This window comes from Streptomyces sp. NPDC046931 (assembly GCF_040644655.1).
Classification (GTDB): Bacteria; Actinomycetota; Actinomycetes; order Streptomycetales; family Streptomycetaceae; genus Streptomyces.
Genome location: NZ_JBEYWX010000022.1, coordinates 51811 through 69990 on the forward strand (window position 1 = coordinate 51811; position 18180 = coordinate 69990).

Below are 18180 nucleotides of genomic sequence, written 5' to 3' on the forward strand. Positions count from 1 at the left end.
ACGCACGGTGCGTCAATCCCGTTGGCTGTCACGGTGTACCCCTTCGGATTCGGCGACGCCACGGAGACCCTCGATCACCCTTCGCAGAACGGAGACGTCGCGGGAGGCATCGGCACTGGGCACGTATACGGCGAGGAGCGCATGGGCGCGCAGGTCGGCCGCGAGCACACGGACGACGTTCAGATGCAGGTGCAGCTTCGCGGCGACCTCGGCCAGCGACTGCGGCCGCCGGCATACGGCGACGATGTCGCGGTGTTCGAAGGCCAGGCTTTCGAGGGTGGCCAAGCCCAACGAGGTGGTCACGACCTGGGTCTCGATGGGGAGCGGCGCTACCGCGTCGCCGCCCGCAACCCTTCCCGCGGTCAGCAGGAACGGCCGGATCGCCGAAGGGCGGCCGGCGGATCCCGAACCGCCGGAGCCCGGGTGGTGCTGACCACCCTCGGACGCCATTCTGGGTCTTTCCTTCCTGCTGCATGTGGTGGCGGACGGTTCACCCGGTGGCCGGGGAACCGACGCTGTTCTTGAGCTCGAGGACCAGCTCGGGGCTGAGGGCCGCGCCCACCCGGTTGGCGAACAGGGTCATCTCGTAGGCGACGTTCCCCAGCTTCGCCTCGTTCGAGGTGACGACGCCGAGCACGGATCCGCTGCCGATCGCGGAGACGAGGAGATGGCCTCCTTCCAGATCAATGATCACCTTGTTGAGGGCGCCGAGGCCGTAGTTGCCCGAAGCGCCGGCGGCCAGGCTGGTGATTCCCGAGACGATCGCCGCAAGACGCTCGGAGTCCGCGTGGTCGCACAGCCGCGAGACCGCTATCAGCAGACCGTCGGAGGAGACGGCGATGGCATCCACCACGCCCGCGGTCTCCGTCGCGAATCGATTGAGCAGCCAGGTGAAGTCCTCTGCGGCGGCACGCAGATCAACGGGCTCCACTGGGTTGAATTGAGTTCCACCTGTCGACGTGGTCACTGCCCCACTCCTTCCGGTCCCTCCGGGGATTCTGGTGATGCCGGCATCCGAGTCGGCTGTTGTCCCGGCTGCGCGCTCTCGCGCTCGGCCCGGGCCACCGCCTCCTCGAACTCTTCGATCGAGGAGCGGACCGCCTCCGCGTCGAGCGGCCGGCGCGACGTCGGCGTCGGCCGGCGTGCCGCCGCGGCGTTCTCGAGCGTGGCGCCGCGCACACGGCGCCGTAGCGGCGGCGCGGCCGGTGCCGGGGTGAGTGCCTCGCCATCCGGGTGTTCCTGCGCCTGCGCCGCGGCCCTTTCGGCGGTGTTCGCGGACCGGGTTTCGGGGGGCGGACCGGCCGTGTGCGTGGTCCGCGGGACACGTCGCGGCAACGGTGCGGGCTCCTTCCCGGTGCTGTCCCGCGGTGCGCCATCCGCGGGGGTTCGCCGCGAGGGCTGGGGATGCTGCTGGGGAACGGCGGATGTGACGGCAGGCCCGGTGAGCGCTGGGGGCTTGGCGGGCCCCACGGGCCGACTCCGGGTGGGGAGGACCGACGAGGAAAAGTCCTCGCCCGCGAACACCGTGGGCACGTGGCTCAACGGCATGAGCAGCGTCGAGGGGATGAAGACCCTGCTGGTGACCCCACCGCCCATCGTCGCGGTCAACGTGACCCTGATGCCCCAGCGCCGGGCGATCCGGCCGACCACGAAGAGCCCGAGGACCTTGGTGGGGACAAGGTCGAGCCGCTCGCGGCGCACCAGCCGCTCGTTCTCCTCTTTCAGACGCTCGGCGCTCATGCCGAGCCCGTGGTCGACGACCTCGACCACCGCCGCCTCGCCCTGGGAGCGCACCCGCACCTCGACGGGGCTCTCGGCAGGGGAGAACGCCACCGCGTTCTCCATCAGCTCGGCGAGCATCAGGGTCAGATCGCCGACGATGTCGGGCGCGACGGTGACCTCGTCCAGCACACGCAGGTGGATCCGCTGGTACTCCTCGATCTGGGCGAGCGCGCCCCGTACGACGTTGGTCAGCGCCGTCGGCCGGGCCTCGAGAGCGGTCTCCGCCAGCCCGGCGAGCAGCATCAGACTGTCGGCATTGCGCTGCAGGCGCACCGCCAGGTGGTCGATGTGGTAGAGCTGGTCGAGCAGCGCGGGGTCGGTCTCCTCACGCTCGACCGCATCGATCAGCGCCAGCTGGCGCGCGGTCAGGTTGCCGACGCGCCGCCCGACGTTGCCGAACATCTCCGCCACATTGCGCCGGCTGAGCACCTGGCGCTGCAGCAGGGCGGCGGCCGCCTCCTGTACCTCGTTGAACGCCTCCGCCAGCGTGCCGATCTCGTCGCGTGCCCGCACCGGGACTGCGTTCAGCCTGAGCCGGCCGTCGTCCTCGGCCTCGTCGTCCGCCACCCGCGCGAGCTCCTGCCCGGTCGCCCTGGCCACCTGCTGGGCCGCGGCGGTCAGCATCCGCACGGGCCGCACGACGGAGCGCCGGACCAGGAGGGAGAGCAGCAGCCAGAAGGCGAAGGTCAGCACCACCGCGGTCAGCAGCCACCCCACTCGCCACCAGGCGTCGGAAGAGGCCCGGTCGCCGTCGTCCGCGATCTGGTGGATCAGTGACCGGGTGATCTCCAGCCGGGTGGACGCCTGCTTCTCGTACGTCGGATACGCCGCGATGGCCTTGTCGACGGCCGCCCGCACCTCGTCGAGGTCCCTGGCCTCCAGGGAGGAGGGATCGAACTGGAGGGACGCGAACTCGGACCGGATGGCGTTCTGGTGCGCGTTGCGCTCGATCCGGGCCAGCCGGCCGCTCTGGGCCACCGAGGCGATCCGGCTGAAGCGCTGAGCGTGGTGGTTGTAGAGCTGGAGGCTGCCCACCGCGCCGGTGAATTCCGTGAGTGCGCTGGAGTCGCCGGTCTGGGCGGAGAAGACACCGGTCTCGAACGCGGCATGCGCGGCGTCCGCGCGCAGCAGGGTGTCCAGGACGTTCTCGGGCGACGACACCGCACCGCCCGCGGATCCGCCGAGGCCGAGCCCGTCGATGAGGTTGGACACCATGGAGTCATAGGCCGGGTCGATGCTGTCGGCCGGGAGGTAGGCGCCTTCGACCGTCTTGCGCAGCCCGGTCAGCCCGGCGACGCCGCGCAACGCCCTGGTCTCCGCCGCGGGAAGGCGGGATCCGAACGCGGAGCGGACCTCGGCGACCTGGCGGTCGACGGCCCACTGGGCCCGGCGGTAGTCCCGCGGCGACGGCGCGGGCCCACCGGGCTCCGCGGCCTGGTAGCGCACCGAGAGCAGAATCGCCTGCTGATGCTCCCTCTGCAGGTCGTCGACGAGGGAGGCGACCTGCTCGCTGCTGCGGACGAGGGCCGCGGTGCGCGCCGCTGACTGCGCCTGTGCGACCTGGCCCTCGATGACGTAGGCGAGGATGGCGGCGACCACCGCGGCGGGGATGATCACCAGCACATTGAGCTTGCGCTGGAACGGCCAGCGGTCGAGGAACACGTCGGCCCTTCGCCGAACCCGCGCTCCCCGACGTGCCTGTTCCGCTGCTTCCACCTTGTGCGGGGACACCAAGCCTCCGGAACGATGTCGTACGGGCAAGCTGCTCTGTTGCCTGGGTGAGTTGCCGTGCTGATCTGTATCGCTTGTCCGAACGGGCGGAGACTACAGCCTTTTTGCCCGTGGGGTTCAAGCGTCGTGCAGAGAGAACGGTGACGATGGGCGTGCCGGCCGGTCCGGGGCCGGGCCTTCGAGGAGCCCGGCGCTCGGGTGGCGGTCTTTGCCCTGCCGGGCGGCGCCCGTGCACGGCTTCGGCCCTCAGCCGTCGACGGAGACGTCGCGGAACCGGTAGTCGGACAAGGGGTGGCTGCGGGTCGGGACCAGTCCGCCGACCCCGGCCGCGTACGCATCGACCTGGTTCTTGAAGCCCCAGACGATGTAGCCGCCGCGCTCGTACTCGATCTTCTGGGCCGCCTTGAGCAGTTCGTTGCGCTTGCCCTCGTCGAACTGGCCGCGGGCCTGGTTGACGAGGGAGACGAACTCCGGGTCCCTCCAGTGCGTTTCGTTGTAAGGGGCGCCCTTGATCGATCCCTGTTCCACCTGCGCCAGGTAGTTCCGCGTGAACCAGTAGTCCATGGCGAACGGCCAGCTCAGGTACTTGTCGCCGTAGAAGGTCGCGGAGTCGGTCTTGCGGACCCGCACCGTCACCCCGGCGCCCCTGGCCTGCTGGGCGAAGAGCTGCGCGGTCTCGACCGCGCCGATGCCGATGCCGTTGGAGGTGACCAGCTCCACGTTGAGCCCCTCGTGCCCGGCGGCTTTCAACAGGAATCTGGCCTTGTCGAGGTCCTGGACGCGCTGCGGCAGATCGTGGTTGTACGCCGGATCGAAGGGTGCGTAGAGGTCGTTGCCGATGCGTCCCTGTCCTCTGAGCACCTGGCGGACCATCTGCGGCCGGTCGACGATCAGCCGCATCGCCTGGCGGACCCGCTCGTCGTCGAAGGGGCCGGTATCCAGGCGCATGGTCAGCGGGGTCCAGGCCCCGGGCTCCGAGATCAGGACCTTGCAGCCCTGGGCCTCGACCAGCTCCATCTGCTCGAGCGGCAGGTTGTCCATGGCGTCGATCTCCCGGCTGAGCAGCGCGTTGACCCTGGCCGTGTCGTCGGGGAAGTCGATGATGTGCAGTTGGTCGACATGGGCCGGGCGACGCCAGTAGTTGTCGAACCTGGTGAAGACGCTCTCGTCCCCGGGGGTGAAGGACTTGTAGACGAACGGGCCGGTGCCGATGGGTTTCCTGAGGTCGAAGTCCGCCGGGACGACAGCCATGACGGTCTGCGCGAGCAGGTCCTCCAGCAGGGCGTACGGAGTCTTCAGCGGGATCCGCACGGTCAGGGAGTCGATCCGCTTGAGGTCCGCGACGTCGACCACGGCGAGGCTGCTGGCCCCGGCGGCGGGCGCCTTGGGGTTCGCGATCCTGCGCAGGGAGGCGATGACGTCGTCGGCGTCCAGGGTCTTGCCGTTGTGGAACTCCACCCCGGAACGGAGCCTCAGCGTCCAGGCCCTGCCGTCCTTGGACGGCTCCATCGAGTCCGCGAGCAGGGGCTTGACGCGGTATCTCTCGTCATGGACGAACAGCCGCTCGAACAGGTTCACCGCCCGTGCGTGGTCGGGCCAGATGACGGGATTGTGAGGGTCGAGGGTGTCCTTTGCGCTGCCGCCGGTGCAGCCGACGCGCAGGACGCCGCCCTTCTTCGGGGTCCTGGCTCCCGAGTCGTCGCCGCCGGACCCGGAGCACCCCGGGAGCAGGCCCGCCGCGGCCGTGGCGAGCAGGCCGCCACCACCACGCAGGACGGTTCTTCGCCTCATCGCTCCGCTGGGGTTGTTTCCGTGCTCGGTCATGGGCAGGTGTCGCCTTTACATCAGGGCCGTTCTCATGGCGCGCTGACTGCTCGGATGACGCGCAGCACCTCTGCAACGCGGGCAAAGGCCAGTCGGCCGGGCTTCGCGCACGCCACAGCCGACCGCCTCGCCAACGCGGTCATCGCCCCATTACGGATCGTCAGGAGGTTAGAACACATGCCCATCGAACACCCATCGAACATCGGGAAATGGTGCAAGAGATCGGGCCGGGTCTGCCGGACGGGGGTGGACCGGACCACGGCCGGGGATCTCAGCAGTTCACCGCGGCGCCGCGCCGGTCACCGAATCGGTCAGCCCCTCCACGAACTGCGGCACCGGCACGAGCGCCGGCCCGGCAGGCGACCAGGCAGGCCGACCGCGCGCGGGGAAGGGATGGGTGAACTCCTCGTCGCGGAACAGCGGCCCAACCCGCCCAGCAGCCGGAGTGCCAGGCTTCCGCTCGGGAGCGCTGCCGCGCCACCGGCACCGTCTCCGCCGGGACCTCCCCAGGCCCGTGGGCCGCAACGACATCCACTCACCCCACATGACGACGTCGGCCTTCAAGACCACAACCAGGTCTCGAAGGCCGACGTCAGGCCGAAGAGGTGGAGCTGGTCGGGCTGCTCAGGCTGGTTCGTCGGCCCGGTTCGGCCGCGGCGCGGTCCACTCCGACTCGCCGGCTGGCGGCCCGTTGTTCGCTCCGCGTGGGACGTGCCACTACTCGGTTCCCCAGTGGCACCGCCTAGCTGATCACGAAGGGAATCAGGGCCACCTCCACATCCCACGGCGTCGACGAACCAGCTCCTGACCTACAGCGCCGGCTACACCCCGGCCGGCGCGCCGAAGGCGGTCATCGTGCATCCCCGGCCGGGAGGGTACGCCCGACGCACGCTACGGATCGGGAGCCCTCAGCGTGGTTTGGGCGTCATCCACGTGCTCGGCATAGACACACACGCCCCACCGGATCAGGCGAGCGCGTGGATGCGCGCCACGTTGCCGTGAGGTGGCTGCTGTGGCCGGTCCGGCCGGAACCCACGCCGGACCGGCACCGGCTCACAACGGCGGCTTGCTGCCCGGCACCCAGTCGAACCCGAAGCCGTATGCCCGGTCGATGAGCTCCTGGTTCGACAGCCACGGCTTTGCGGTGAACCAGCGGACCTCGCGTCGGAGTTCGAGCGTGTCCTGCCCCGGGGTCAGCAGCGCAATGGCGCATGCGGTGGCGTCGGCCGGGGAGTCGTCGAGGTGGATGCGCCAGGTGCCGCTCGGTGCGCTGACGGTGACGACGCCTCCGAGTGTCCGGAAGTCGGCCGCGCCCTCGTAGATGTACACGTAGACGAGGAGTTTCCTGAACTTACGGCGCTTCTCGAGGCTGATGCGGAGGGTCTCCCCGTCGGAGGTCTCGCCCGTCCGGTCGTCCTGGTCGATGCTGACGTAGGGCCAGGCGTCCAGGCTTCCCCACGTCTCACCGAGGGGCTGCACCGCAGCGCCCTTTCCGCTGCGGGTGAGGACCATGCAGCCCAGATCGAGGTCGGCCTCCGCGGTGACCGACCAGTTGAGGTTGACCTGCATGATGCCCCGGCCGGTGATCTGGGCCCGCGGCGTGTGCTTCGTGAGCTCTACGGTGCGCGCTGGCTGCTCTCGCGGCTGCTGCGTCCGCAGCTCAGGCTCGGCGGGCGGTGCTCCACGGCCCAACTGGATGACCCCCCGCTGTCTTCCGTCACCGCTCACGGCAGCCCTCCCTATACATCATTGATCAGCGTCGGCGGTTCCCGCCACGCCGCACCACAGGTGTGATCGTCGTCTAATATTGCGCGATCAGTGAAGAGAGTGTGATCATTGCACTAACCATGTTTGTTGGCGCAGTGCTTCTCGCTGTAGATCATCGCCGTGCGTCGGCCGCAGTTGGATCAGCACAGAAGGCCCGGTATCAGCGGGCAGGGGTGGGGAATGTTCACGGGGATTCAACTCGACAACGGGGTGGCTGCACGCCATCTCGACGACATGGCGCAGGAGCCTCTGCTCGCGCCGCGCGCCGACGAGCTGCGCGCACTGGCACAGGCACTCGACTCCGATGACGCGGACGCCCTCGATCCGTGGGCCGACCTCGACCTGATGGGGCATTTCGCACGTCCCGAGAGCATCGCCGAGACCGCGGCGGACGGCCGCGGGCGGCGCTTCGACTCGGCCCTGGACTGGGTTCTCGGCGCCTTGGTCTTCATGCCTCTGCTCTTCACCTGGTTCGGGCTCTGGCAGGCCTCGAGCGCGTACGGAGCACTCACGGGGGACGACCCCAAGGCAGCCGGCCGGCCGTTCCTCCAGCTGTGGCAGTCCGGATTCGACGGGCACCTGGGTGCCACGTTCCGGTTCGGACACGTCGCCGTGGCCGGCTGTGTGGCGCTCGGGATGTTGTTCGTCCTCACGGCGGTCCACGGTTACCGGCGCACCGCCGCCGAGCGCAGCGACGAGCAGGCACGCCGCCGCGCCCAGGCGGTGCTCGCCCGCCTCACACCGGTCCTGACACGGGCGCAGCTCTGCCTCAACCGGCACCGTGTCGCCTCGCCTCAACGATTCGCGGAAGAACTGAACTCGGCGGCCAAACGGCTGCAGCGGATGCACTCCAAGGCCATCACCACGCAAGAGGAACTCACTCGAGCCGCGGAACTGGTCGGTGAGGCGATGGACAAGGCGGAGCAGCGTCTTTCCCAGGCCGAGGCGTATGTACGGCCGATCGAACAAGTGGTGAAGCAGATCGAGGAGACCGTCCGCGACAGCGGTACGGCCATCCAGACCGCTGTCGAGAACCTCGCCGACCCGTTGACGCAGGCGGGAAGGCAACTGACCGACGCCGTCGGCGGGCAGACCGGCGTGCTCGACAAGGCACTGGAAGATCTGCGAGCCGCCGGCGACGCCATGCGTGATCTCCTCGCCCGTGCTGCGGACCGGCTGGAGTCGGCGGTCGGTGAGAACGGCGACCGCGTCCGCAACGCGCTGTCCGATGCTGCCCAGCAGGTCGAGGACTCCCTGACCGTGCTCGCCGCCTCGCAGCGTGGGTTCACCACCGGAATCGAGATGGTCTCCGACGTCAACGGCCTACTGCTCAACGACCTCGCGGCGGTGGCCGAGCGCTCCAGCGAGGCGGCGGAGATGTCTCGCGAGGCGCTGCTCGGTATCGAGGCCCGCAGCCGGGCACTGCACGACGCGGCCGACCGCTTCGCAAGCGTCACCGACGCCCTCGAGCTGGCGCTCAGCGACACGGAGAGCGCGCGGGCCGACGTGGCTTCGGCACGAGCGGACGCGGAGGCTGCGCGAGCCGAAGCGGAGGCAGCGCGGGTCGGAGCCGAGGCAGCCCAGCGGCGCGCCGAGGATGAGCTGCGGCAGGCGAGGGAGCTGCGGGCCGGGATCGGATCGGCACGGTGAGCCCGCGAAAGCGAGGCTTCAGGTTCAACCCGCTGCACCTGGCCGGGTGGCTCTTCGCCGACATGCTGCTCGTTCTCGCGCTGGTTTCCATGGGCGACCGGGGGGATCCGCTGGCCGCCCGGGCCGCCGCTCACCCTTTCCCGTCGGCCGACGCCAAGCCCTCACCCAAGCCGAGCCCGACACCGACGGGTCCGCGGTCGGTGGAGCGCAAGCCGGTCAAGCTCCATGTGACGGCTGCGACGGGTGACACCGCGCGGATGGTGAAGGAGCTGCGTGCCGCCACCGCCCGCTACAAGGAGCGCGACGCGGCCTTCGTGCTGACCTTCGGCCAGGCGCATGAACCCGCTGACGGTCAGGCGTACGCCCGCGACATCAACAAGTCCCTGCACAAGGCGCGACCGCACATGTTCAGCGACGCCACGACACGGGACTTCTGGAACGGCGGCGCCTCCGGCGCGGCCGACCTGGAGATCTACTTCTACACCCGGTGACGGCCACGCCGTCTCCACGCCGTCTTCTTGAGCTCAGGAGAGTCCATGCAGATCCTTCCCTTCTACATGGTGTGTGACGAGTCCGGTTCCATGGCCGGAGGTGGCGTGGACGCCATCAACTCGGCGCTGCCCGACCTGCACCAGGAGATCAGCACCAACCCGAGCGTCGCGGACAAGACCCGCTTCGCGCTGATCGGTTTCTCGACGCAGGCCTCGGTGCTTCAGCCGCTCGCCGACCTGAGCGAGCTGACGCAGCTGCCGTCCTTGTCGGCGGGCGGAGTCACCTCTTTCGGAGCCGCCTTCCGCCTGCTGAAGAGCACCATCGAGAGGGACGTCGCGGACCTGAAGGCCGAGGGCCACGACGTCTACCGGCCGGTGGTCTTCTTCCTGTCCGACGGCATCCCCACGGACGAGGGCTGGCGTACCGACCTCAAGGAACTCAACTCGTTCCGTTACGCGCCGAAGATCATCGCCTTCGGTATCAACGACGCCGAAACCTCCACCATCACCGAGGTTGCCAACTTCAAGGCGTTCATTCAGCAGGACGAGTCGATCTCCCCGGCCATGGCGATCCGTGAGTTCGCCTCTAGTCTCACCCGGTCCATTGTCAGCTCTGCGACCAGCATGTCCGCTCAAGGCGGTGAGGGCTTCGAGCTCCAGGTCGAGGAGCAGGTCCCCGGTTTCACCAGCCTTTCCCTGGACAAGCTGTGAGCGGCCCGGTGAACCTCGAGAAGTCGCAAACGGCGATGCAGGGTGCGGCGAACGCGGGCCACGCTCCCGACGGCAGTGAGGTCGACGCGCACTATGCGACCCTGCCGCCCGGGATCGTCGCACACCAGAAGACGCTCTCCCGGATGGAGACAGACGAGTGGGCTGCGCCCCCCACACTGGAGCGCCCCGTGACGTCTCCAGAGGCCAGAACCGACGTACCGCGCGGAGTACCCGGTCACGTCGGTAACCGGCCTCCCAGCTATCCGCCGTATCCCTTGTCACGCCCCTCCGTTCGGGACGGCGACGATTGCGCCGCTTTCACGCCCGTTGTCCGGCTGGACGGAGCCCGAGTAGGACAGATCTCGGTTCGCGCCGCTTCGGTGAGCGGTGACTCCCACAACTGGCAGGGAACCTGCCGCCAGGACGCAGTGACGGTGGCGCGCATCGGGCCCCCGGAGGCTGAGATGCTTCTGCTGGCGGTCGCTGACGGGGTCGGCTCAGCCCCGAATTCGCACATCGGCTCCTACCACGCGACCCGCCAAGCGGCTGTCTTCCTCGATCAGGAAGCCGAATCCATCTACTCGGCACTGTGCGCGCGGAACAAGGCCGATCTCAGCGGCATCGCCAACACGGCAGTCGCCAGGGCGACCGAGCAAATGCGTTCCGAGTGGAAATCTCTGGCCGATCGAGCAGGCCGTCCCTACCTTGACCAGGACTACGCCACGACCCTGCATGTCCTGCTCGTGCCCACGAACGCCCGTATCCGTGAACGCGTTCTGTTCAGCGTAGGCGACGGCGGCCTCTTCGTCCTGCGCGAGGGGAGTTGGTATCAGTGGAATCACACGGAAGACGGCGCCGTTCTCGACACTCGGACCGAAGCTCTCCCCCACGCCTACCGCAGCGTCAAGGCCACCCTGCTGGCCGCAGAGCCGGGTGAGGTCCTTCTCCTGGGCACCGACGGCATCACCAATCCTCTGACACAGAAGGACCCCGAATTCGCGCGGCGCCTCGCCCATGCCTGGGGCGGCGAGGTCCCCTCACTGTCCGACTTCCTGTGGCAGGCGCAGACGCGGGCCAAGTCCTACGACGACGACCGCACCGTGATCTGCGTATGGGAGGACGAAGCGTGAGCGCGGAGGACGGCGCGGACGTCACCCGCGCATCGTTCACCCTGGGGGACAGGGTGGGCAGCGGCGGCCAAGGTGAGGTGCGCGCTCTGTCCGACGGGTCGCTGCTCTTCAAGGAGTACAAGGATCCGTCCAAGGTCAACGGCGGCGCCCTCGCCGACCTCGTCGCGTTCCGGCAGAGCCTCGGCCAGTCCGACCGCAGCCGCCTGGACTCCCTCGCTGCCTGGCCGCTGTGCCGGGTGGTCGAGGGAAACCGGGTACTCGGCTTCCTGATGCGGCGCGCCCCGTCCGACATGATGTGGCGCACCGCTGCCGGGTCCACGAAGCTGAGCGAGCTGCAATACCTGATCAGGCCGCCCAAGGTAGCCTGGCAGGAAGTGGCGCAGCCGACTCCGCAGCAGCGCAGAGCTCTGGCTGTGGCTTGCGTGGAAGCCATCGGCTGGTTCCACAGCGCCGGACTCGTGATCGGTGACATCTCGCAGGCCAACATCCTGTGGTCGCTCACACCGGGAGTCGCCGTTCACTTCCTGGACTGCGACGGCTTCCGCCGGGTTGGCCGTGCGGCCGTGCAGGCCCAGGCCGGCACTCCGGACTGGAACGATCCGCTGGTGCCGTCGACCGAGGCGTCGGTGGACACGGACGCGTACAAGTCGGCCCTCGTGGCGGGGCGCATTCTCACCCAGGACCCGTATGTCGTGCCCGGGAAAGAGCTGGAGCTCGTCGCGGGCTGTCTGAACGACCGGCAGGAGGCCGCGACTCGTCGGCTCTTCTCGCAGGCCGCCGGTGAGCGCGGTACCCGTCCCCGGCCGAGCGAGTGGCAGACCGCGCTGAGTGACCGTGGCACGATCACCCTGACTGCGGCTGCACCCAGGCCCCGGCCCGCCATCGACCACACGGTCCTGGACGGGGCACGCGTTCGGACGCCGATAAGCCTGCGCTCTCAAGGGCACTAGGGAGAGGCGTCCCGATCCTCGGCTTCGGCTGTCTCGGAGTCGTCGCGCTGTTCGTTCTGATCGGAATCATCGCCGCGGCCGCCGGCGGGGGCGGCTCCACCAAGTCCCATGACACCGCCGGGACCAAGCCCGCGGCCACCGCGCCCAAGGAGAAGAAGGCCGCCGCCGACGGCACGTCCAGCGGCAAGGCCGGCGACAAGACCAAGAGCGGCGCGTCCAAGGACGACAAGGCGAAGAAGACCGCCGTGTTCAAGGTGTGGGGCACCGCGCCCGGCGGTGTGGACATCACCTACGGCAGCGACAGCGACACCCGGCAGGGTCACTTCAAGAACGGCACGTTCGAGGCCACCCTGCCGGTCGCCAAGAACGCCCTGTACTTCAACGTGATGGGCCAGCTCAACGGCGGCGGCGACATCAACTGCTCCATCACCATCGACGGCAAGACGAAGAAGGGGCACGCGTCCGGCGGCTACAACATCTGTGACGCCCAGCTGAACGCCGGTCTGCTCGGCGGCTGGGACTGATCCCTCCGGCACTCGATGCCGGTCATCGCTCGTCGGTGGTTCCCAGTCCCGTCAGCGCACCGACCGGGTCAGGGTCGGGGGTGCCGCGAGGCCACCAGTCCTCCTGGCCCGGTTCCGACTCGTACGCGTACCACAGCCCGTCCCGGCCGAGCCGGAGCTGGACGTGGCCGTCCGGGTGCGTGAGGCGGTTGCGCCAGGGCCGGAACGCGGGCAGGTCCGCGGCCAGCAACTGGGGGCGGGCGCGGTCGAAGCGGCCCGCCGGCGGATCCCAGGGCTCCTCCAGGACGGCCAGGGCCTCCCGTCCGCCCTGGCGCCACGCGGCGACCGCCCGTGCCAGGTCGGCCGGGGCCCGCCCGGTCACGGCGGCCAGCGACGAGTACAACGGCCGGGTCGTCGCCGTGAGACCCGAGCCCGGACGGGCGGCGGCCAGTCGCACCGCGTCCTGCCACAGCGTCAGCTCCCCGACCGGATCGTCCCCGGTGGTGAGCAGGGCGTGCGCCCTGGCCGCCGCGTCCGTGGCCAGCTGGTCCAGCGCGAAGGGGTCCGGACCGCCCGGCGCCGCCGGGTAGACCGGCGGCTGCTCGGGATGGGCGAGCGGCGGCAGCGGGGCGGGGAGCGGCGGCCGTACGCCGCGCGCCAGGACGTCACGAGCCCGGACTCCGGGCACGGGCGCGGGCCGCTGTTCCCGCGCGGCGCGGGCCGCGCGCGCCGCGTTGCGCCGGGACAGCGCGTCGATCAGCTCACGCTCGCCGCGGCCGCGGAGCAGGAGCAGCACGAAGGGGTCCCGGTCCAGCAGGCGGGCCGTCTGGTAGCAGACCGCGGCGGCGTGCTTGCAAGGGTGCCCGGCATCGGGGCAGTTGCAGTGCGGTTCGAGGTCGCCGGGCCCGGGAAGGAGCCGGACTCCGCACTCGGCGAGGGAATGCGGCACCTGCTTGTCCAGCAGTGCGGCGATGTGCCCCGGCTGCTCCGCGGCGGCGTCCAGGAAGCGGTCCCACTCCTCGTCGGCGAACGTCCGCAACCGCACCTGCACCCGGTACGGGCGCGGACGGCTCCCCCGGACGTACGCCAGGACGAGCCCCGGGGTGACGGTGATGGCGTCCACGTTCCCCCGGTCCGCGTACGCCCGCCCCCGCGCCAGCCGGGCGGCGTCGAGGGCGCCCTCCTCCAGCGCGGCGACCCAGGCGTTGCCCCACCATGTCCCCGCGAAGCCGTCGGCGGTGCCCGCAGTCGGCTTCGGGAGTGGGGCGAAGGTGCGCCGCAGCTCGCCGTCGCGGCCCGGGGCCGCCATGGAACGGGGGTAGCGGGCCGCCGGAGGCCTGCCGGGAGCCGTGTCCTCGGCACCCCCGGACGGATCCGGCCTCGCCTGTCCGCGTCTCGAGGACAGGTCCACCACCTCGTGCCGGCGGCGAGCGGAGGTCTCCTCGCGCTCACCGTGGGGGGTCAGCGTTGCGGACGCGGTACTGCCCCCCGGTGCCGGCGGCGCGGGCGGTTGGAAGGCCCCGGCGAGCAGTTCCCGAACCTCCCGGACCCGGTCGCCGGTTCCCCGCGCGCGGACGGCCCGGCGCCGCCGGGCCGCGGACAACCGAGTGACTCGGGACCGACCCTGACCAGCAGTCAGATACGAAGCGGCCCGCTGGCGTTGTGGCTCGCGGGGCTCGGCTGTTTCCTCGTTCCGCTCCCGTCCCCGCTCCTGTCCCGGTTCCTCTCCCCGCTCCCGTTGCTCTCCCTGCTCCCGTTCCGCCTCCGCTCGGGCGGCGTGCAGCGCCTCGCGGGCGACGTCGCCGGGGCGGGTGGCAGAGACGGAGGCCGGGGGCGTGTCGATCGCCCTCGCCACGGGTGGAGCCCCCTCTCCGGGCTCCGTTGGGGACACGGTCTCCGCGCCGCTGCCGCGATGCGCGTTCACCCGCCGCAGGGCCGCGCGCGCCGCATCGCCCGGGCGGGCCGTCCGCGCCGTCTTCCCCTCGGGCACGGTGAAGTCCGCTTCCTCGGTGGGGTGCTCGCCGTCCCGGTCCACCCCGGCGGCTTGCTCCCGTTCCCTCGCGGCGCGCAGCGCACGGCGCGCCGCGTCGGCGGGACGCCCTTCCGCGCCGGGTGTCTCCTCGGGGCGCACCTCCTCCCCCGCCCCGTTCACTCCGTCCTCCTCAGCGACACCAGGTCCCTCAGCTCACGGTCGGTCAGTTCCGTCAGGGACGACTCTCCGGAGCCGAGGATCGCGTCGGCCAGGGCGCGCTTGGACTCCAGCATCTCGGCGATGCGGTCCTCGACCGTGCCCTCGGTGATCAGGCGGTGGACCTGGACCGGCTGGGTCTGGCCGATGCGGTAGGCCCGGTCCGTGGCCTGTTCCTCCACCGCCGGGTTCCACCAGCGGTCGAAGTGGACGACATGGCCCGCGCGGGTGAGGTTCAGCCCCGTGCCCGCCGCCTTCAGGGAGAGGACAAGGACCGGGGTCGCCGCGCTCTGGAAGCGGTCCACCATCCGCTCGCGGTCGGGCACCGCCGTGCCCCCGTGCAGCAGCTCGACGGGCACCGCGCGGGAGGCCAGGTGCGTGGTGATCAGGCGGGCCATGCGGACGTACTGCGTGAAGACGAGCGCCGAGCCGTCCTCCGCCAGCAGCGTGTCCACCAGTTCGTCGAGCAGGGCCAGTTTCCCGGACCGCGCGATGAGCCCCGCCGCCGTCGTGGTGTCCTCCTTCAGGTAGAGCGCGGGGTGGTCGCAGATCTGCTTGAGCGAGCCGAGGAGCTTGAGGACCAGGCCCCGGCGGGCGATGCCGTCCGCCGTCTCGATCGCCAGCATGGACTCCCGTACGACCGCCTCGTAGAGCGCGGCCTGCTCGTGGGTGAGCGGCACCGGATGGTCGGTCTCCGTCTTCGGCGGGAGCTCCGGGACGATCCCGGGGTCGGACTTCCTGCGGCGCAGCAGGAACGGACGGACCAGGCGGGCCAGTCGCTCCACCGCCTGCTCGTCCTCGCCGTTCTCCACCGCGCGTGCGTGCCGGGCGCGGAAGGACTTCAGCGGGCCGAGCAGTCCCGGAGTCGTCCAGTCGAGCAGGGCCCACAGTTCGGAGAGGTTGTTCTCCACCGGGGTGCCGGTGAGGGCCACGCGGGCGGGCGAGGGAATCGTGCGCAGGGCCTTCGCCGTCGCCGAGTAAGGGTTCTTGACGTGTTGTGCCTCGTCCGCGACGACCATGCCCCAGGGCTGTTCGGCCAGTCGGGGGGCGGCCGTGCGCATCGTCCCGTACGTGGTGAGCACAAAGCCGCCGTCCAGGCCGTCCAGGGTGCGCTCGGGGCCGTGGAAGCGGCGCACCGGGACGTCGGGGGCGAAGCGGGTGATCTCCCGCTGCCAGTTGCCCAGCAGCGAGGCCGGGCAGACCACCAGGGTCGGCTCGCGGCGGGCCCGGCGCAGGTGCAGGGCGATGAGAGTGACCGTCTTGCCGAGGCCCATGTCGTCGGCGAGGCAGCCGCCGAGGCCGAGGGAGGTCATCAGGTCGAGCCAGCCGAGGCCCCGCAGCTGGTAGTCCCGCAGCCGGGCGGCGAGGCCCGGGGGTGGTTCCACCGGGCCGACGCCCGCCGTCAGCCGGTCCCGCAGCGCGGCCAGCGCGCCGGCCGGCACCGCCTCCACCGTCTCGCCGTCGACCTCCGTGCTGCCGGTGAGCGCGACGGACAGTGCGTCGACCGGGTCGAGCAGGCCCAGCTCGCGCTTGCGGGCCTTGCGGACGAGGGCCGGATCGACCAGCACCCACCGGTCGCGCAGCCGGACGAGGGGGCGGTGGGCCTCCGCGAGCGCGTCCATCTCGGCTTCGGTGAGCGGATCGCCGCCGAGCGCCAGCTGCCAGCGGAACCGGAGCAGGTCCTCGCTCTCGAAGAAGCCCGTGCCGTCGGTCGCCGAGCCGGGGGCGGGCCGGACGACGGCGGTGGCGGTCAGGTCCTGTGCCAGGTCCCGGGGCCAGTGCACGGCGACCCCGGCCGCGCCCAGCCGGGTGGCCGCCACGCCCAGCAGCTCGCCCAGCTCCTCCTCGGACAGCGCCAGGATGTCAGGCACCTCCTGCTCGCAGAGCCGCTCCAGCGGCGGCCAGACGCGGGCCGCCCTGCGGACGGCGAGGGCCGCGTCCACCCGAGCCCTGGGGCCGAAGGCGGTGTCCGCCTCACCCGTCCACAGCGCCGCCGCGTCCACGACGAGGGTCGGGTCGGCGAGGCTGTGCACCTGCACGACCGCGGCTCCTGAGCGGCGGGCGCCCTCCCCGTCGTCGAACAGGTCGTACGCCGACAGGTCCAGGCGCAGTGAGATGCGTACGCCCGCGTCCATGCCGGCCGCCACCTCGGCGGCCCAGGCGTGGGCCCCCGGCAGTCGCTGCGGTCCGGGTGCCGCGAAGGGCCGGCCCACGGCGTGGGCGGCCGCCGGGGTGCGCGGCAGGGTGTCCGCGACCGCGTCGAGGAAGGACCGCACGAGGGCTTCGGGCTCGGGCAGCAGAAGGGGGCCCTTGCCCGGGAGCGGGACGGCGTGGCCCTCGTACGGCAGGGCGGTGGCGATGGCCCTGAGGTGGGTGATGTCGTCCGGTTCCAGGGGGCCGACGCGCCAGGCGTCGTATCCGTCGGGGGTGAGTCCGGGCAGAAGCCGTCCGCGCGCGACGAGCCGCAGCGCGTGCAGGGCGGCCGCGCCCCAGCAGACGGTGGCGGGGTGTGCGGCGGGGTCACGGCGGGCCCGGGTGAGCAGGGGCAGGGCCTTGGCGATCGGCAGCGACACCGCGGGGACGGTGCTCCTGCGCACTCCGGATCCGTGCCGGCGTACGACCGTCAGTTCCTCGGTGGATCCCGACGGCAGTCGTCCGTCCGCCGGGTCCCAGAAGGCGACCCGGCCGCGGCGGGGCAGCGGCTCGGGCAGGAAGACGGCGGCCAGCCCCCCGGGCACGGTCCCCTCGGCCACCTGGTCGGCCATACGTCCGGTCACCTCCCCGCCGTAGCGTCGTATCGGACGTCTTCGACTCTACGGGCGGGGTCTGACAAGCGGCTCCGGCGAGCGGCCCGGCCGGACCGTCCGGCCGCGTCAGGGGATCGTGCGCGACACCACGTACACCGTCGGGTGCTGCGGGTCCGACGTGTTCACGACGACGTCCAGGGTGGGTGCCGGGTTCTTCTTCTCGTGGGTCAGTCCGGCCCAGGGTCCCGGTCCCGTGAAGGTCCAGCCGACGACATGCCGGTCGCGGTCGCCGATGGCGATGTCGTCCTCCTTCAGCGAGGCGCGCGTGGCCTTCAGGGTGCTGAGGAAGCGGTTCAGGCCGTCGTCGCTGGTGCTGAACTGCACGTAGAGGCGGCTGGTCTTCCAGTTGTTCGTCTCGTACGACGCGACGCTCGTGGCGTCCCACGGGATCCAGACCCGGTAGAGGCGGCGCTGCACGCGCGAGGGCCAGCCCTCGGTCAGTCCGGTTGCCGAGTACTTGGCCTCTTTGTCCTTGCCGCTGTTGCGGCTCTGGTTGGCGGAGATCACCAGGTAACCGGCGGGGACCCCGATGAGCAGGACGATGATCAGCAGGGTGAGCGCCCGCCGCCGGATCATGTGCCCCCGGCCCTCCGGGGGCCGCGAGGGCTCGTCCGGCGGTGACGCCTGTCGCGGTATGGACACGGCG

The 18180-nt window shown here is 70.9% G+C and carries 14 protein-coding genes and 1 pseudogene; 6 read left to right on the top strand and 9 right to left on the bottom strand.

The window, feature by feature from the left end; all coding sequences use genetic code 11:
* Window positions 1-12: 12 nt before the first annotated feature.
* The 6 genes and pseudogenes from ABZ876_RS29890 to ABZ876_RS29915 form a co-directional block, all read right to left on the bottom strand.
* Window positions 13-450: a DUF742 domain-containing protein gene (locus ABZ876_RS29890; RefSeq protein ID WP_361787766.1), complete on the bottom strand. Its 438-nt coding sequence runs from the start codon at window positions 448-450 to the stop codon at window positions 13-15.
* Window positions 451-490: 40 nt separating this feature from the next.
* Complete coding sequence (locus tag ABZ876_RS29895; protein WP_055495024.1) at window positions 491-967, bottom strand: roadblock/LC7 domain-containing protein; 477 nt, start codon at window positions 965-967, stop codon at window positions 491-493.
* On the bottom strand, window positions 964-3444 hold the full coding sequence (locus ABZ876_RS29900; protein ID WP_361787768.1) for an ATP-binding protein: 2481 nt from the start codon (window positions 3442-3444) through the stop codon (window positions 964-966). Before ABZ876_RS29900 ends, ABZ876_RS29895 begins: the two co-directional genes overlap by 4 nt.
* Window positions 3445-3759: 315 nt before the next feature.
* Window positions 3760-5337: an ABC transporter substrate-binding protein gene (locus ABZ876_RS29905; RefSeq protein WP_361787770.1), complete on the bottom strand. Its 1578-nt coding sequence runs from the start codon at window positions 5335-5337 to the stop codon at window positions 3760-3762.
* 306 nt (window positions 5338-5643) lie between these two features.
* Window positions 5644-5872: pseudogene (locus tag ABZ876_RS29910) on the bottom strand (IS5/IS1182 family transposase); the annotation flags it as partial.
* Between the two features lie 518 nt (window positions 5873-6390).
* Window positions 6391-7065, bottom strand: coding sequence for a tellurium resistance protein (locus ABZ876_RS29915; RefSeq protein WP_361787772.1), 675 nt, complete (start codon window positions 7063-7065; stop codon window positions 6391-6393).
* A 219-nt stretch (window positions 7066-7284) separates the two neighbouring features.
* Here ABZ876_RS29915 and ABZ876_RS29920 point away from each other — a divergent pair, with 219 nt between their 5' ends.
* The 6 genes from ABZ876_RS29920 (at window position 7285) to ABZ876_RS29945 (ending at window position 12560) form a co-directional block, all read left to right on the top strand.
* On the top strand, window positions 7285-8754 hold the full coding sequence (locus tag ABZ876_RS29920; protein ID WP_361787774.1) for a hypothetical protein: 1470 nt from the start codon (window positions 7285-7287) through the stop codon (window positions 8752-8754).
* Complete coding sequence (locus ABZ876_RS29925) at window positions 8751-9245, top strand: hypothetical protein (protein WP_361787776.1); 495 nt, start codon at window positions 8751-8753, stop codon at window positions 9243-9245. The genes ABZ876_RS29920 and ABZ876_RS29925 overlap by 4 nt, the downstream gene beginning before the upstream one ends.
* A gap of 45 nt (window positions 9246-9290) precedes the next feature.
* A complete protein-coding gene (locus tag ABZ876_RS29930; protein WP_361787778.1) occupies window positions 9291-9956 on the top strand; it encodes a VWA domain-containing protein in 666 nt (221 codons plus the stop codon).
* Window positions 9957-9964: 8 nt separating this feature from the next.
* Window positions 9965-11086 carry a protein phosphatase 2C domain-containing protein gene (locus ABZ876_RS29935; RefSeq protein ID WP_361787780.1) on the top strand — a complete coding sequence of 374 codons (1122 nt, stop codon included), beginning with the start codon at window positions 9965-9967 and terminating at the stop codon, window positions 11084-11086.
* Complete coding sequence (locus tag ABZ876_RS29940; protein WP_361787782.1) at window positions 11083-12036, top strand: hypothetical protein; 954 nt, start codon at window positions 11083-11085, stop codon at window positions 12034-12036. The genes ABZ876_RS29935 and ABZ876_RS29940 overlap by 4 nt, the downstream gene beginning before the upstream one ends.
* 245 nt (window positions 12037-12281) lie before the next feature.
* Window positions 12282-12560, top strand: a complete 279-nt coding sequence (locus tag ABZ876_RS29945; RefSeq protein ID WP_361787784.1) for a hypothetical protein — start codon at window positions 12282-12284, stop codon at window positions 12558-12560.
* A gap of 22 nt (window positions 12561-12582) precedes the next feature.
* Here ABZ876_RS29945 and ABZ876_RS29950 read toward each other — a convergent pair whose 3' ends face one another.
* From ABZ876_RS29950 to ABZ876_RS29960, 3 genes are all read right to left on the bottom strand, one after another.
* A complete protein-coding gene (locus ABZ876_RS29950; protein ID WP_361787786.1) occupies window positions 12583-14691 on the bottom strand; it encodes an SWIM zinc finger family protein in 2109 nt (702 codons plus the stop codon).
* Window positions 14688-17492 carry a DEAD/DEAH box helicase gene (locus tag ABZ876_RS29955; RefSeq protein ID WP_361787788.1) on the bottom strand — a complete coding sequence of 935 codons (2805 nt, stop codon included), beginning with the start codon at window positions 17490-17492 and terminating at the stop codon, window positions 14688-14690. Before ABZ876_RS29955 ends, ABZ876_RS29950 begins: the two co-directional genes overlap by 4 nt.
* Before the next feature lie 108 nt (window positions 17493-17600).
* Window positions 17601-18176: a sugar kinase gene (locus ABZ876_RS29960; protein ID WP_361787790.1), complete on the bottom strand. Its 576-nt coding sequence runs from the start codon at window positions 18174-18176 to the stop codon at window positions 17601-17603.
* Between the last annotated feature and the right edge of the window lie 4 nt (window positions 18177-18180).

Bases quoted from the DNA above. Each gene is read 5' to 3' on its own strand.
- ABZ876_RS29955 (WP_361787788.1), bottom strand. From the start codon at position 17,492: ATGGCCGACCAGGTGGCCGAGGGGACCGTGCCCGGGGGGCTGGCCGCC.
- ABZ876_RS29890 (WP_361787766.1), bottom strand. From the start codon at position 450: ATGGCGTCCGAGGGTGGTCAGCACCACCCGGGCTCCGGCGGTTCGGGA.
- ABZ876_RS29920 (WP_361787774.1), top strand. From the start codon at position 7,285: ATGTTCACGGGGATTCAACTCGACAACGGGGTGGCTGCACGCCATCTC.
- ABZ876_RS29905 (WP_361787770.1), bottom strand. From the start codon at position 5,337: ATGACCGAGCACGGAAACAACCCCAGCGGAGCGATGAGGCGAAGAACC.
- ABZ876_RS29930 (WP_361787778.1), top strand. From the start codon at position 9,291: ATGCAGATCCTTCCCTTCTACATGGTGTGTGACGAGTCCGGTTCCATG.